Annotated in this window: 13 protein-coding genes and 1 pseudogene; 6 read left to right on the top strand and 8 right to left on the bottom strand. The window is 62.9% G+C overall.

Features of this window, described 5'->3' with window-relative positions; all coding sequences use genetic code 11:
* Positions 1–208: 208 nt before the first annotated feature.
* On the top strand, positions 209–1,153 hold the full coding sequence (locus DH10_RS30005; protein ID WP_192385657.1) for a Vgb family protein: 945 nt from the start codon (positions 209–211) through the stop codon (positions 1,151–1,153).
* 250 nt (positions 1,154–1,403) lie between these two features.
* On the opposite strand, the gene DH10_RS30010 is transcribed toward DH10_RS30005, so the two are convergent.
* Positions 1,404–2,426, bottom strand: a complete 1,023-nt coding sequence (locus DH10_RS30010) for a LacI family DNA-binding transcriptional regulator (protein WP_192253533.1) — start codon at positions 2,424–2,426, stop codon at positions 1,404–1,406.
* A gap of 351 nt (positions 2,427–2,777) precedes the next feature.
* Between DH10_RS30010 and DH10_RS30015 the strand changes: the two genes are divergently transcribed.
* From DH10_RS30015 to DH10_RS30035, 5 genes are all read left to right on the top strand, one after another.
* Positions 2,778–4,133: an ABC transporter substrate-binding protein gene (locus DH10_RS30015; RefSeq protein WP_192253535.1), complete on the top strand. Its 1,356-nt coding sequence runs from the start codon at positions 2,778–2,780 to the stop codon at positions 4,131–4,133.
* Between the two features lie 178 nt (positions 4,134–4,311).
* A complete protein-coding gene (locus tag DH10_RS30020; protein WP_192253537.1) occupies positions 4,312–5,325 on the top strand; it encodes a carbohydrate ABC transporter permease in 1,014 nt (337 codons plus the stop codon).
* 1 nt (position 5,326) lies between these two features.
* Positions 5,327–6,481 carry a carbohydrate ABC transporter permease gene (locus tag DH10_RS30025; protein ID WP_192253539.1) on the top strand — a complete coding sequence of 385 codons (1,155 nt, stop codon included), beginning with the start codon at positions 5,327–5,329 and terminating at the stop codon, positions 6,479–6,481.
* Positions 6,482–6,485: 4 nt separating this feature from the next.
* Positions 6,486–8,150: a beta-galactosidase BglA gene (bglA, locus tag DH10_RS30030; RefSeq protein WP_192253540.1), complete on the top strand. Its 1,665-nt coding sequence runs from the start codon at positions 6,486–6,488 to the stop codon at positions 8,148–8,150.
* Positions 8,151–8,184: 34 nt separating this feature from the next.
* The gene (locus DH10_RS30035; protein ID WP_192253542.1) at positions 8,185–9,297 is read left to right on the top strand and encodes an ABC transporter ATP-binding protein; all 1,113 of its coding nucleotides are present in this window, start codon (positions 8,185–8,187) and stop codon (positions 9,295–9,297) included.
* A 78-nt stretch (positions 9,298–9,375) separates the two neighbouring features.
* On the opposite strand, the gene DH10_RS30040 is transcribed toward DH10_RS30035, so the two are convergent.
* The 7 genes and pseudogenes from DH10_RS30040 to DH10_RS30070 form a co-directional block, all read right to left on the bottom strand.
* Positions 9,376–9,606 carry a DUF680 domain-containing protein gene (locus DH10_RS30040; protein WP_192253544.1) on the bottom strand — a complete coding sequence of 77 codons (231 nt, stop codon included), beginning with the start codon at positions 9,604–9,606 and terminating at the stop codon, positions 9,376–9,378.
* A 153-nt stretch (positions 9,607–9,759) separates the two neighbouring features.
* The gene (locus DH10_RS30045) at positions 9,760–9,966 is read right to left on the bottom strand and encodes a DUF680 domain-containing protein (RefSeq protein ID WP_192253546.1); all 207 of its coding nucleotides are present in this window, start codon (positions 9,964–9,966) and stop codon (positions 9,760–9,762) included.
* A gap of 443 nt (positions 9,967–10,409) precedes the next feature.
* Entirely contained in the window at positions 10,410–11,156 is a 747-nt protein-coding gene (locus DH10_RS30050) for a ferredoxin reductase (RefSeq protein WP_192253548.1), read from the bottom strand.
* Positions 11,153–11,764 (bottom strand): molybdopterin-dependent oxidoreductase, encoded by a 612-nt coding sequence (locus DH10_RS30055; protein WP_192253550.1) that lies wholly within the window; start codon positions 11,762–11,764, stop codon positions 11,153–11,155. Before DH10_RS30055 ends, DH10_RS30050 begins: the two co-directional genes overlap by 4 nt.
* Positions 11,765–11,894: 130 nt before the next feature.
* Positions 11,895–13,442, bottom strand: a complete 1,548-nt coding sequence (locus DH10_RS30060) for a DegQ family serine endoprotease (protein WP_192253552.1) — start codon at positions 13,440–13,442, stop codon at positions 11,895–11,897.
* Between the two features lie 186 nt (positions 13,443–13,628).
* Positions 13,629–14,375, bottom strand: a complete 747-nt coding sequence (locus DH10_RS30065) for an MBL fold metallo-hydrolase (RefSeq protein WP_192253554.1) — start codon at positions 14,373–14,375, stop codon at positions 13,629–13,631.
* Positions 14,375–14,692 (bottom strand): annotated as a pseudogene (locus DH10_RS30070) (6-phosphofructokinase); the annotation flags it as partial. The pseudogene DH10_RS30070 and the gene DH10_RS30065, both read right to left, overlap by 1 nt.

The following is a 14,692-nucleotide window of genomic DNA, read 5'->3' on the forward strand; positions in this document are numbered from 1 at the left end:
GAGGGCCGGCATCCGTAACCCTTCACAATCGCGGAAGTTCAAACAGTACGCGTGGCGTTCGCTCGACAGCCATGGCTCGTGCCACGCTTTTGTGCAGCCAGGCGATGCTCTGAAATGAGCGGTGGCAAATGATGATTGACTCGGAAAAACCGGAGCGCTGAACCGACCACATTGCCGTTGTGCGCATGACCGCTATGTATGAGAGGAAATGAGAACGAGCGGATTCTTCGCTGCAGCGCTGTTCTACTGGCTCTCGTCGAGCGGGTGCTGGGCTCTTGAAGATGTGCCGATCGAAACCCTGGCGGTCGAAGCCGAATTCCCGCTCCTGGCCAGTTACACCGACACCACGGAGTTTGGCTTCGGCTCATTTTGGGCGACCCACGGCGGCAATCTGCTTCGAGTCGACGCAGCTAACAATTCGATCACGGAAATCAGCCTCGATGGCGGGACGGCGAGACAGCGCGGCATTGCCGTGGGCGAAGGTGCCGTTTGGGTTCCAGACGTCGGCAAGGGCGTGATCTTCAAGGCTGATCCTGCGACTAACACCGTAGTCGCGGCATTCTCGGCGCAAATGCTCTCGTCACAGGGCACTATCGGTGTAGGCGAGGGTGCGGTCTGGGTTGTCACGGCGGAGAATCTGGAAAAGACGCTGACGCGACTAAATGCAGGAAATGGTGCCGTCGCAGCGAGAATATCGCTCCCGTCATCTTCGGCTGGTGTGACCGTAGCCTACGGCAGCGTCTGGGTGACGGGCACGGCTAATGGCGAACTCTACCAGATCGATCCTAAGACCAATGCGATCGTCTCGACGACGAAGCTCAACCAGTCTCCAAAAATGTTGACGTCCGGCGCCAATTCGATCTGGGTCGTCAATCTTGGCGACGGCACTGTCCAGCGGATCGATGCACACAATCCCAGGGTTCAGGCGACGATTGACACAGGAGCCGCCAGCAACACCGGCGAAATTGCCTTCGGGGGTGGTTATGTCTGGCTATCCATTCCTCGCAGCATCGCGGCATTGCAGATCGATCCGGCGACCAACGCCATCACACGCCGGTACAAGAGCAAGGCCTCGTACGGCCTTATCCGTTACGGATCAGGGTCGCTATGGGTGTGGACCAAAGCGATCCAGAGGCTGGCGCCAGCGAATTAGTCAATGGCACGAAGAAGACGGTCTCTGACAATGCGGTTCAGAAGCGGCGCCGACGCTCGCTTGTATCTATTCCGACGACGTTCTGCCGACCCATCGAAGCGCAGCGCCAGAACCGGACGATCCAAGTGCCCGGCCAGCGGTTCAGCGTTTGATGGGATCCCTGACCCGCTCTAAGTATTTGTTCTTACGCAAATTCCGGACGGACGGGAACGGGTCGAACTCTGTCGCTCCGAACGATTGAAGTGTTGACCTAGCCCGGCGCGCCAGCAACCGACCCCCTCACCACCAGATCGACCGGCCAGACCTCGCCGCGGGCGCCTTCTTCCAACCCCGATATTCGCGCCGCCAGGCGCTCGGCGATGCGCGCGCCGGCGAGCCGGATCGAGGAACGCGTCGTCGACAGCGGCACCGGGAAATTTTCCGGCCGCAGCCAGGGGAAGACGTCGTCATGGGCGACCAGCGACAGGTCGCTAGGAATGGTCAGGCCGAGGTCGCGTAGGGCGCGAACCACACCCAGCGCCATGATCAGACTGGAGCAGACGATCGCGGTCGGCGGCTCGCTCTCTTCCAGCAGGCGGCGGGCGGCGCGGTAGCCGTTCTCCTCGGTCATGGTCAACGAACAGATGTGGCGCTCGCCAGGCGTCAGGCCGCTCGCGGCAAGCGCCCGGCGCACGCCGCGCTCGCGGTGAATGGCGAAGGTCTCGCGGTCGTCGCCATTGATTAGCGCCAGCCGCTTGTGGCCGAGCTGGACGAGAAGCCTCGCCGCTTCGTGGAAGGCGCCTTCATTGTCGATGTCGAGATAGGGATAATCGAAATCGAAACCCTCGCTGCGGCCATGGACGATGAAAGGGATGCCCAGCGTGTTGACCAGCGCCAGCCGCCGGTCGGCGGGGCGCGGCGAGGAGATGTAGACGGCGTCGACCTGCCGGTTGGCGACGATGCGCCGATAGGTGGTCTCCTGGTCGTCGGCATCGGCCGGCGAGAGCACGAGGTCGAGCTCGTGCGAGCGGGCATAGTCGCCGAGTCCGGACAGGAACTCGACGAAATGCGGGTCGATGTCGACGGCATTGCCGGTCGGCAGCACATAGCCGATCATGCCCGACTTGCCGGTGGCGAGGCGCCGCGCGCTGGGGTTCGGCCGATAGCCATGGCGCTTGGCGGCATCCATCACGCGGCGCCGCGTCTCCTCGCTGACCTCCGGGTAGCCGTTCAGCGCCCGGCTCACCGTGGTTTGCGACAGCGACAGCATATGCGAGAGTTGCTTGAGGTTCATCGGAGGCCTCCAGCCTCAAAGCGCTTTCAATTTGAATCGATCCGACAATTGGGTCAGCCTTGACGACTTTAATGTTGGCGCGGCTGAGTTTGAAGCAAAACAGCTGCGGCAGCGCCAAAAAACTATGCTGCAGCGCACATTTCTGACGCCCATTGCCTGAATTTAAATCGATTAGTACCGCAACCCTCTTGACTTCTGGTAATTTCAATGGCGAGATCAAATCAGCCAAAGCGCTTTGGAAGACTCTCCGAAAGGTTGCGGTTGCCTTCTCGCTGAGTCACTGTTCCGCGGGCGTCGGCGGACGAGATGGAGGTTTCGTCCGAACTGTTTTGACCACTGGGAGGAATTGCGATGAAGAAAATGCTTCTCTTGGGCGCCGCATTCGCCGCGCTCGCTTTCAGCCTGCCGGCACAAGCCGAACTGAAATTCAAGCCGGGCGAGGACCCGCGCTTCCACTGGGCGAACTACGACGAGCTCAAGAAAGTCGACCTCAAGGGCGAGACGCTGACCATCTTCGGGCCGTGGCGCGGCGAGGACGAGGGCCTGGTGCGCACCGTGCTCGAATACTTCCAGGAAGCCACAGGCGCCGAGATCAAATACTCCTCGTCCGAGAACTACGAACAGCAGATCGTCATCGACACCCAGGCCGGCAGCCCGCCCAACATCGCCGTGCTGCCGCAGCCCGGCCTCATCCAGGACCTGGCCTCCAAGGGCCTGCTCACCCCGCTCGGCGACGACACCGCCAAATGGGTGAAGGACAATTACGGCGCCGGCCAGTCGTGGGTCGACCTCGGCACCTTCAAGGACAAGGACGGCAAGCCCGGCTTCTTCGCCTTCCCCTACAAGGCCGACGTGAAATCGCTGGTATGGTACTCGCCGGACAATTTCGAGGAAGCCGGCTACAAGGTGCCGAAGACGCAGGAAGAGCTCGCTGACCTCGAAAAGAAGATCATCGCCGATGGCGGCAAGCCCTGGTGCATCGGGCTGGGCTCCGGCGGCGCCACCGGCTGGCCGGCGACCGACTGGGTCGAGGACATCATGCTGCGCACCCAGACCCCCGACGTCTACGACAAGTGGGTGAAGAACGAGATCCCGTTCAACGACCCGGCGGTGGTCAACGCCATCGACATCTTCGGCAAGATCGCCACCGACGACAAGATGGTCGACGGCGGCGCCAAGGCGGTCGCGGCGACCGACTTCCGCGACAGCCCGAAGGGCCTCTTCTCGGTGCCGCCGAAGTGCTACATGCACAAGCAGGCATCCTTCATCCCGACCTTCTTTCCCGAGGGCAAGAAGCTCGGCCAGGACGCCGACTTCTTCTACTATCCGCCCTATGCCTCCAAACCCGATCTTGGCACGCCGGTGCTCGGCGCCGGCACGCTGGCCATGATCACCAAAGACTCCAAGGCCGCGCGCGCCTTCATCGAATTCCTGAAGATGCCGCTGGCGCATGAGATCTGGATGGCCCAGGGCGGTTTCGTGACGCCGTTCAAGGCGGTCAACAAGGAAGCCTATGCCAGCGAGGCGCTGAAGAAGCAGGGCGACATCCTGGCCAACGCCTCTACCTTCCGCTTCGACGGCTCGGACCTGATGCCCGGCAAGATCGGCGCGGGTTCCTTCTGGACCGGCATGATCGACCTGGTCGGCGGCAAGCCCGCGCAGGACGTCGCCGCCGATATCCAGAAGAGCTGGGATGCAATCAAGTAGGCCGCCTGTGGCGGCTCAAGTCAGACCTTCCTGATCCTCCTACTGGATCCGGGCTAAGGCCCGGATCCGACCGGCGGCGCAGCCGGAAGCTTTCGCGTTCGATTGTTCCGAATAACTGAAAGTCGGCGCATCCGATCGCCAGGCACGCCTGGCCGGTCATGCGCAGGGAGAGGGACCCATGGCGGCTCAGATTTTCTCGGCCATATTCGTCATCATCATCGGCGTCGGCGGCTGTGTCGCCTATTTCTGGGGCGCCAACAAACTGCTTGACGTCATCTTCCCCTCGCGTGGTGTCTCCGGCACGGCTGCCGTCGACAATCTGCGCCGGCAGGGGCTGGTGCGGCCATGGCTGTTCGTCGGCCCGGCGATGATCATCCTGACCATCTACCTGATCTATCCGGTGATCGAGACGCTGAGGCTGTCCTTCCTCGACCGCGGCGGCGTCAACTTTGTCGGCCTTGCCAACTACGAGTGGGCGTTCGGCGACCACGATTTCCGCAACTCGATCCTGAACAATATTCTCTGGCTGGCGGTGGTGCCGGCGGCCTGCACCTTCCTCGGGCTGATCATCGCCGTGCTCACCGACAAGATCTGGTGGGGCACGATCGCCAAGAGCCTGATCTTCCTGCCGCTGGCGATCTCCTTCGTCGGCGCCAGCGTGATCTGGAAGTTCATCTACGAGTATCGCGGCGAAGGCCAGGTCCAGATCGGCCTGCTCAACGCCATCATCCAGTATTTCGGCGGCCAGCCGCAGGTGTGGATCTCGCTGCCGTTCTGGAACAACTTCTTCCTGATGATCATCCTGATCTGGATCCAGACCGGCTTTGCCATGGTGATCCTGTCTTCGGCGCTGCGCGGCATTCCGGAAGAGACGCTGGAAGCCGCGGTCATCGACGGCGCCAACCCGTTCCAGATCTTCTGGAAGATCATGGTGCCGCAGATCTGGGGCACCATCGCGGTCGTCTGGACCACTATCACCATCCTGGTGCTGAAGGTGTTCGACATCGTGCTGACGATGACCAACGGCCAGTGGAACAGCCAGGTGCTCGCCAATCTGATGTTCGACTGGATGTTCCGCGGCGGCGGCGACTTCGGCCGCGGCGCGACGATTGCCATCATCATCATGATCGCGGTCATTCCCATCATGGTCTGGAACATCCGCCAGGCCAACAAAGAGACGGGAGGGCACTGAGATGACCGCCAAGACCGGAAAGTCCTTTGCCAGCCGTTTCGGCGTCCACATCGCGGTGCTCGTTTTCGTGGCGATCTGGACCATCCCCACGCTTGGCATCCTCGTCTCGTCGCTGCGCGACAAGGACCAGATCATCGCCTCGGGCTGGTGGAACTCCTTCGCCAGCTCCAGCCAGACAGAAGCCGGTCGGCTGCCGGCGGCTGCCGCGCAGACGCAGAAGGACGGCAAATACGTCATCGAGGGCAACATCTTCGGCGACGGGGCCAGGCGCGAGATCAGCGCCTTCGGCGTCAAGGCGGCGGCGCCGACGCAATACAAGGCCGGCACGGCGGCCGATCTCGGCGATGGCGTGACCCTGCAGATGAACGCCGACGGCAGCTTCGTGCTTGCCTCGCCGAAGGCTTTCGAGGGCGAGCGCGGCCAACGCGTCTACTACGCCTCCTCGGCGCCGCCGAAATTCACCACCGAGAACTACGATGCCGTGCTGTTCTCCGAAGGCATCGGCCGCTCGTTCATGAACTCGCTGACGGTCACCATCCCCTCGACGGTGATCCCGATCCTGATCGCGGCCTTCGCCGCCTATGCGCTTGCCTGGATGCGCTTTCCAGGTCGGGCGCTGCTGATCGCGGTGATCATCGGCCTGCTGGTGGTGCCGCTGCAGATGTCGCTGATCCCGCTGCTCAAGCTCTACAATGGCGTCGGCACCTTCTTCGGCGTGCCGTCGAAGACCTATCTCGGCATCTGGCTGGCGCATACAGGCTTCGGCCTGCCTTTCGCCATCTACCTGCTCAGGAGCTACATTGCCGGCCTGCCGCGCGAGATCATGGAGTCGGCCCGCATCGACGGCGCCAGCGACTTCGAGATCTTCGTCAAGATCGTGCTGCCGCTGTCCTTCCCGGTGCTTGCCTCCTTCGCCATCTTCCAATTCCTGTGGGTATGGAACGATCTCTTGGTGGCGATGGTTTTCCTGGGCACAGCACCTGACCAGATCGTGCTGACGGCCAAGCTCAACGCGCTGCTCGGCTCGCGCGGCGGCAATTGGGAGATCCTGACGACATCGGCCTTCGTGACCATCGTCGTGCCGCTGATCGTGTTCTTCTCGCTGCAACGCTATTTCGTGCGCGGGCTGCTTGCCGGCTCGGTGAAAGGAGGTTGAGACAATGCAATCGGCTTTGAAGGCGACTTCGAGACCAGACCCCGCCGTCGACCGCGACTGGTGGCGGGGCGCAGTGATCTACCAGATCTATCCGCGCTCCTATCAGGACTCGAACGGCGACGGCATCGGCGACCTGAAAGGCATTGTGCGGCGCCTGCCCTACATCGCCTCGCTCGGCGTCGACGCGATCTGGATCTCGCCTTTCTTCAAATCGCCGATGAAGGATTTCGGCTACGACGTGTCGGACTATTGCGACGTCGATCCGATGTTCGGCACGCTGGCCGATTTCGACGCGCTGGTGGCGGAAGCCCATCGGCTCGGCCTCAAGGTGATGATCGACGAGGTGCTGTCGCATACCGCCGACATCCATCCCTGGTTCAAGGAAAGCCGCTCCAGCCGAACCAACCCAAAAGCGGACTGGTATGTGTGGGCGGACGCCAGGCCCGACGGCACGCCGCCCAACAACTGGCTGTCGATCTTCGGCGGCTCGGCCTGGCAGTGGGATACCAGCCGCCAGCAATATTACATGCACAATTTCCTGGCCGAGCAGCCCGACCTCAACTTCCACAATAGCGAAGTCCAGGACGCGCTGCTCGATATCACCCGCTTCTGGCTGGAGCGCGGCGTCGATGGTTTTCGGCTCGACACCATCAACTTCTACTTCCACAGCCAGGGGCTGGAGGACAATCCGCCGCTGCCGCCGGAAGAGCGCAACGACCAGACGGCGCCGGCAGTCAATCCTTACAACTACCAGGACCATATCTTCGACAAGAGCCGGCCGGAGAATCTCGGCTTCCTCGAGCGCTTCCGCGCGCTCCTCGACGAATATCCGGCGCAGGCCGCCGTCGGCGAGGTCGGCGACTCGCAGCGCGGGCTCGAAGTGGTGGCCGCCTATACCGCCGACGGCAAGCGCGTCCACATGTGCTATTCCTTCGATTTCCTGGCGCCGGAGAAGATCAGCGCCGCCAAGGTGCGCTCGGTGCTGGAAGCCTTCAGCCGGGTCGCCAGCGACGGCTGGTCCTGCTGGGCCTTCTCCAATCATGATGTGATGCGCGTGGCCTCGCGCTGGGCCGCCAACGAGGCCGATCCGGCCGCCTATCTCAAGGTGATCTCGGCGCTGTTGATGTCGCTGCGCGGCTCGGTCTGCATCTATCAGGGCGAGGAGCTGGGCCTCGGCGAGGCCGAACTCAAGTTCGAGGACCTGCAGGACCCCTATGGCATCCGCTTCTGGCCGGAATTCAAGGGCCGCGACGGCTGCCGCACGCCGATGGTGTGGGAAGCGGCGGCCAACAATGGCGGCTTCTCGACCGCCAAGCCCTGGCTGCCAGTGCCGGGCAAGCATCTTTCGCAAGCGGTGAACGTGCAGCAGGGCGATGCGAGTTCGCTGCTCGAACACTACCGGCGCTTCCTCGCCTTCCGGCGTCAGCATCCGGCGCTGGGCAAGGGCGACATCGATTTCATCGAAAGCGGCGGCGACACCGTCGCCTTCACGCGACGCGAAGGCAACGAGCGCATCGCCTGCGTCTTCAACCTCGGCAGCAAGCCTGCCGAGGTCGATCTCGGCAAAGGCTCGCTGCAACCCTTGCCGGGACATGGCTTTTCGGGACAAGGTGGCACCGGGCCCATCCGCCTCGGCGGGTATGGCGCCTGGTTCGGGCGTATCGACTGAGTTTGCAACGGACAATCACTGGGAGGAGGAATTTATGGCCAATGTCACGCTGGACCAGGTGAAGAAATCATACGGCAACCTCAACATTCTCCACGGCATCGACCTCGACATCAAATCGGGCGAGTTCATCGTCTTTGTCGGGCCATCGGGCTGCGGCAAGTCGACTTTGCTGAGGTCGATCGCCGGCCTGGAGGAGATCACGTCCGGCGTGCTCAAGATCGACGGCGAGGTGGTGAACGACGTGCCGCCGTCGAAGCGGGGCATCGCGATGGTGTTCCAGTCCTATGCGCTCTATCCGCATATGACGGTCTACGACAACATGGCCTTCTCGATGAAGATCGGCAAAGAAAGCAAGGCCGAGATCGACAAGCGCGTGCGGCAGGCTGCCGAAATCCTGCAGCTCACCAAATATCTCGACCGGCTGCCCAAGGCGATGTCGGGCGGCCAGCGCCAACGCGTCGCCATCGGCCGAGCCATCGTGCGCAATCCGAAAGTGTTCCTGTTCGACGAGCCGCTGTCGAACCTCGACGCGGCTCTGCGCGTCGCCACCCGCATCGAGATCGCCAAGCTGAAGGAGCAGATGCCGAACACGACGATGATCTACGTCACCCACGATCAGGTCGAGGCGATGACGCTGGCGGACCGCATCGTGGTGCTGAAGGAAGGCGTTGTCGAGCAGGTCGGCACGCCGATGGAGCTCTACAAGCGGCCGGGCAACCTGTTCGTCGCCCAGTTCATCGGCTCGCCCGCCATGAACATTTTGCCGGCGAAGATCGAGAAGGCCGGCAACCCGACCGCGGTGAGCCATGTCGGCGACCGCAAGGCGACGGTGCCGATCGCAACGCCCGCCTCGGCGAACGGCGCGGCGGTGAGCTTCGGCGTGCGGCCGGAGGATCTCGCGATCGCGACCGGCGCGGATTATCTGTTCGAGGGCAAGGTGGATTATATCGAGCAGCTCGGCGAGGTTCAGCTCATCTATGTCGACATCGGTCGCGCCGACCTGCCACTGGTGGCCAAGCTACCCGGAAATGTCGAGGTCAAGCGCGGCGAGACCTTGCGGCTGAACGCCAGCGCCGGCGACCTGCACATCTTCGACGCGGACGGCCATTCCTTCACCCTGCATCGCGAGGCGGCGAAGGCCGCCTGACGCCGGCGTCCTTCTCGCCTCAGCAAATAAAAAGGGCGGCGAGCCAGGCTCGCCGCCCTTTTTTCACTACCTGCGGCGTTAGTGGCCGAACAGGTTGCGGTCGCTGCCCCGCGGAGCCGACTTCTGAACGTCATTCGATGAGTTCAGCAGCTTGTAGACCGGCGAGTCGGTGCCGACCGACGAGGTGCGGGTCGTATCGACGGCAGGGGCCGGCTGATTGACGCCGCTGTTGCCATAGTTGTCACTGCCTGCAAAAGCTGCGCCGGAGAGGGCCAGAACGGCCGCGGCGGCAAGAACGATCTTCTTCATTTCAATTACTCCTGAATTCTTAATCTGATGCATGTCGTTTCCCAAAACCGCTGCACACTTTTGGGCGACATGCATTGGGAGGCGGCGGCTGAAACCGCCGTCCGTCTCCTGTCGGCCACGCCCTCATCTCTGGATCATGGCCGGGCTCGGCTGTTAGTTATTGCCGAAGAGGTTGCGGTCGGCGCCCTGGGTGACGGGCTTCTGAGCGGCCGCTTCCGACTTCTGGGTCGAAGCCGTGTAGGACGTGTCGACCGCGGCAGCCGGCTGATTGGCGCCGGTGGAGCCGTAGTTTTCGCTACCAGCGAAGGCGCTGCCGGAAATGGCCAAAAGGGCGGCGGCAGTAAGAACAATCTTTTTCATTTTTGGTACTCCAGTATCTTTTTTTCCGTCCGTCTAGCGGCGTGTCTTGGGAATGAAATCGCGTCGTTCGGACAGCCCCGATGTGGGTAAGCCGGCTGCCGGATGCCAATCACGAAGTTGTTCCGGCTGGACCATGAATCCACATCTTGAAATTATAATAAGCATGCCTAGCAACTATTTTTTTCGTTGTTAACTCAATATGTTGTCTGATCGTCGCGCTTGGCTCACCAAGTGTATCGGAAGGCCAATGTTCACCCGTCCTGCACGCACCGTCAACAGAAACGAACCGTTCGGTTCGATTTTAGAATCTCCTAATAGTCACTTTTCTATACCGTTAACCATTTTGAGGCCGATCAGGACCCGATTCGGAGGCATTGCCGGCCGAGGCGCACCGCGGACCGACCCGCGTTGAATTCGGGTTGAACCGCTTTCGCGGAATTGCTTCAAACCCCGTAACGCTCGGTACGAATGAGCCCTGCCGGAACGCCCGCTTCGATCAGGGCTTCAGCGGCGGCCGAGACGAACGCGTTCGAGCCGCAGACGAAGGCGAGCCGGGGCGCCTTCGACAGCCGCTCCATCGCTTGCATCATCATCCGGGCATCGACGCGCCGGGAATAATCGGAGGGGCGGCGGGCCTGCTCGCGCGTCAGCGTCAGCACCAGATCGAAGCCGTCGCGGCGGTCGTCGAGGCCGATCAACTCATCGCGGAAGATGACCTCGTCCCAGACCCGTGCCGAAAACACCAGCGCGATCGGGGCGGCCGACTTTTGCAAGGTGCGGTGGCGCACCATCGCCATCAGCGGCACGACGCCGGAGCCGCCGCCAACCAGGAGGATCGGCCCGCCGTCGCTCGCCTCCCAGATGAAATGGCCGCCGAGCGGTCCGCGCAATTCGATCTCGTCGCCAACCTCCGCCACATCGTGGAAGAAAGGCGAAACCTCACCGTCGTCGAGCCGCTCGATCACGAGCTCAATGCCGGCGCCTGCCTCCGGCGCCGAGGCGATGGAATAGGAACGGCGCGCCTGATAGCCGTCCGGCGCCGTCAGCCTGACGTCGACATGCTGCCCGGCCAGATGGGTAAACGGGCGCGACGGCTGGAACCAGAAGCTGGTGACGCGCGGCGTACGCTTTTCGATGCGGGTGATCGTGGCCGCCTGCCAGGGCGACTGCAGCTGCGGTTCGGCGCTCATGGATCGCCCGAATAGCGCTGCTCGCGCCACGGGTCGCCATAGATGTGATAACCGCGCAGTTCCCAGAACCCCGGCTCGTCGCGCTCGGTGAACTGCAGACCGTTCACCCATTTGGCCGACTTCCAGAAATAGAGATGCGGCACCAGAAGCCGCGCCGGTCCGCCGTGGTCGGGGGAGATCGGCTTGCCCTCGTAAAGCAGGGCCACCATCGCCTTGCCGGTGACAAGGTCCTTGGTCGGCACATTGGTCGAATAGCCGTCGAAGGAATGCGCCAGCGTGAAGGCGCTCGGCGGCTCGATGCCAGCGTCCGCCAGGATGTCGTCGATCAGCACGCCCTGCCAGGGCGTGTTGAACTTGGTCCAAGCCGTCACGCAATGGATGTCGCGGGTCATCTTGCTCTGCGGCAGGGCGTTGAACTCGGCCCAGTTCCATTTCTTGATCGGCCGCGGTCCGTGCTTGAGCGTGAAGGACCAGTCCTCGGTGCGCACGCGCGGCGTAGGCCCTGCCGAGAGAACCGGAAAACCCTGTTCCAGATACTGTCCCGGCGGGATGCGTGCGTCTGTATCGGAAGGAGGACGCCGTCCGGAAAAGAAGCCGCGGGTGACCATCGAGACGCCTCCTGTGACCAGGCCACTTGCCGGTTTCGCGGCAGTGTTCTCGAAGATACCCTTGCGGGCAACCGAAATGTTGCGGGCAGAGCCTGCCGGAGGAGATGCCGGCAGGCTCCATGGAAGTTTTTCAGCCGGCAGCGAAAGGCACGGCGACAAATATCTGCGCGTCGCCGCGATCGACCAGCAAAAGCACCGATTTCCTGCCGGACTTGCCGGCCTCGGCGATCGCCTGGTTCGCCTGCCTTGCGCTCTTCACCGGCGTGCGGTCGACGGCGACGATGACATCGCCGGGCTCGATGCCGGAAGCGGAGGCCGCCTTGTCCGGGTTCACACGTTCGACCACGGCGCCGCGCTGGTTATCGGCCAGGTTGAGCTGCTCGCGGATGTCGGGTGTGAGGTCCGTCAAGCCAAGGCCGAGCGACGGCACGCGCAGGCCCTGTTCGGCCGATGGCTTGCCGCCTTCGTCATTCGACGCGGTCTTCTGGTCGTCGGTGTTGCGGCCGACATCGGCCGAAATTTGCATCGCCTTGCCGTTGCGCCAGACATTCAGCGTTTCCTTGTTGCCGGGCGAGACGTCGGCGACGGCGCGCGACAGGTCCTTGGGATCCTTGATCTCCTGGCCAGCGAAACCGGTGATGACATCGCCTGTCTCGATGCCCGCCTTGGCCGCCGGCGACCCATCGGTGACTTGGGCGACCAGCGCGCCGCCCGGATGATCGAGGCCGATGGCGCTCGCGACATCCTGCGTGACAGGCTGGATCTGCACGCCGAGATAGCCGTATTCGATATCGCCGCCCTTCATCAGCTTGGCGACGACCTTTTGGGCCTGGTTCGACGGGATGGCGAAGCCGACACCGACGCTGCCGCCATTGGGCGAAAAGATCGCGGTGTCGATACCGACGACATTGCCCTTCACATCGACCAGAGGCCCGCCGGAATTGCCGTGGTTGATCGGCGCGTCGATCTGGATGAAGTCGTCGAACGGCCCGCTGTGCAAATCACGGCCGCGCGCCGAGACGATGCCGGCGGTGACCGTGGTGCCGATGCCGAAGGGATTGCCGATCGCCAGCACCTGATCGCCGGTCATCAGCTTGTCGGAATCGCCCCATTTGACGGTGGGCAGCGGCTTGCTCGCCTTGACCTTGAGCACCGCCAGATCGTTCTTGGCGTCGTGGCCGACGAGCTTGGCGGGAAGTTCGGTGCCGTCGTCCAGCGTCACCTTGATCGAGGTCGCGCCGTCGACGACGTGATTGTTGGTAACGATGGTGCCATCCGCACCGACGATAAAGCCGGAGCCCAAAGCCTCCTGCCGCGGCGATTGCTGCTGCGGCGGCGTCTTGGGCATCGGCATGCCCTGGTCGCCGAAGAACTGCTGGAAATACTGGTCAAAGGGCGAATTGCCGTCGAAGGGTGAGCCATCGCCCATCGGGCCAGGCTGTGCCTTCATCACGGTCGTCACGGTCACGACAGCCGGCTTGGCGGTGGCGACAACAGGCGCGAACGAGCCGTTCGGGGCGGTAATGCCGGCGACCGGCGTTTGCGTCGTCGCGACGATGTTGCTCAGGCCGGCATTGCCGGTGTTTTGCGCAAAGGAAACCACGACGGGAGAGATGATCAGCGCAGCGCCCAACAGGGCCGCGACGCGATGTCTGCGAAGAATGCTTAATGGTGACATGGTCGTTTCTGTCCGGGCGAGAGTTGATCCGGCGCCGCAGGCTCTCAAAGGGCGCGCCCGTCGGCGTGTCGACGACCGGGATTGCCTGTCTCGCCGTGCATGGCAGCCGGCCGGATCGACAGCCAAGCATCTAGTGCGCCGAATGGCCCGAATTAGGGTTTTTGGACGACCTTACGAAGATTTAATTCAGAGAGCGCTCACGAACCGCTCTCGGCGGCGCAGGTAGGAAGACGCGATTTCGCACATCCTCGCGCGGCCGAAACTCGGGCCATGGCCGCCATGGCCGATGCGTATCGGCAGGTTAAGCAGGCGCTGCATGGTGCGGCAATAGGCAGCACGGTCCGAATCCGGCAGGTCGTCGATCAGCATGCCGTCATAGATGGCGTCGCCGGCGAAGAACAGGCCGTCGGCCTCGTCGAAAAGCGCGATCGAATCCGGCGAATGTCCGGGCAGATGCAGCACGCGGAATTTCCGGTCGCCGAGATCGACGACATCGCCTTCGTCGAGCATTCGCGTCAGCGGCGCCGACGGGATCCGATAGTCGGCCGCGTTCCAGCCGGGCGCCGGCAGCTTTGATACCGCGCCGTCGAGATTGTGGAACATGTAGGCGTAGGTGACGGCATCATCCATGCCGTCGAACTGCGCCGCACTGACCTTCGGCCCCATCCTGAGCGGAAATTCATGCAGCGAGCCGACATGATCGAGATGGATATGGGTGGCGACGACGATGAGCGGCTTGCCGGCCGGCGTGTCGATCTCGGGCGCCAGCGGGCAGATGCCCATGCCGGTGTCGACCAGCAGGTCGGCGTCGCGGCCCTTCAGATGCCAGATGTTGGCGCGCACGAAATCATGCACGAACGGTTCGGTCAGCATCGTCGTCCTGGCATCGACGACAGCCTTGCCGAACCAGTCGCCCACCACGAGGTCACCCATCAGACGAAGGGCTTCCCGACCTTGTATTTTTCCGGCACCAGGCGCTTCAGATAGGCCATGCCGGCCTCGGAGAGCTGATTGACATCCGGCTTCATGAAATCGTCCGGCATGTGGCGTGTCTTGCCTGCCACAGCCTTCAGCGGCACCTTCTTCAGCACGGTCCTTGCGCCGTCATATTGCAGCGCCACCGAGCCGCCGCCCTCCTCGGCGACGGCAACCGCGAAGGCGCCGGCATCGAAGGCCTCCTTGGCGTCGACAGCGCTGATCGCGCCGACATAGCCGCGCGGCATGTAGCCCAGCGCGTCGACGCGCGCGCG

The organism is Mesorhizobium silamurunense, from assembly GCF_014843825.1.
In the GTDB taxonomy this organism is placed as follows: Bacteria; Pseudomonadota; Alphaproteobacteria; order Rhizobiales; family Rhizobiaceae; genus Mesorhizobium; species Mesorhizobium silamurunense.

Coding starts and splice junctions, on each gene's coding strand:
- DH10_RS30005 (WP_192385657.1), top strand. CDS start 209: ATGAGAACGAGCGGATTCTTCGCTGCAGCGCTGTTCTACTGGCTCTCG.
- DH10_RS30010 (WP_192253533.1), bottom strand. CDS start 2,426: ATGAACCTCAAGCAACTCTCGCATATGCTGTCGCTGTCGCAAACCACG.
- DH10_RS30015 (WP_192253535.1), top strand. CDS start 2,778: ATGAAGAAAATGCTTCTCTTGGGCGCCGCATTCGCCGCGCTCGCTTTC.
- DH10_RS30020 (WP_192253537.1), top strand. CDS start 4,312: ATGGCGGCTCAGATTTTCTCGGCCATATTCGTCATCATCATCGGCGTC.
- DH10_RS30025 (WP_192253539.1), top strand. CDS start 5,327: ATGACCGCCAAGACCGGAAAGTCCTTTGCCAGCCGTTTCGGCGTCCAC.
- bglA (WP_192253540.1), top strand. CDS start 6,486: ATGCAATCGGCTTTGAAGGCGACTTCGAGACCAGACCCCGCCGTCGAC.
- DH10_RS30035 (WP_192253542.1), top strand. CDS start 8,185: ATGGCCAATGTCACGCTGGACCAGGTGAAGAAATCATACGGCAACCTC.
- DH10_RS30040 (WP_192253544.1), bottom strand. CDS start 9,606: ATGAAGAAGATCGTTCTTGCCGCCGCGGCCGTTCTGGCCCTCTCCGGC.
- DH10_RS30045 (WP_192253546.1), bottom strand. CDS start 9,966: ATGAAAAAGATTGTTCTTACTGCCGCCGCCCTTTTGGCCATTTCCGGC.
- DH10_RS30050 (WP_192253548.1), bottom strand. CDS start 11,156: ATGAGCGCCGAACCGCAGCTGCAGTCGCCCTGGCAGGCGGCCACGATC.
- DH10_RS30055 (WP_192253550.1), bottom strand. CDS start 11,764: ATGGTCACCCGCGGCTTCTTTTCCGGACGGCGTCCTCCTTCCGATACA.
- DH10_RS30060 (WP_192253552.1), bottom strand. CDS start 13,442: ATGTCACCATTAAGCATTCTTCGCAGACATCGCGTCGCGGCCCTGTTG.
- DH10_RS30065 (WP_192253554.1), bottom strand. CDS start 14,375: ATGGGTGACCTCGTGGTGGGCGACTGGTTCGGCAAGGCTGTCGTCGAT.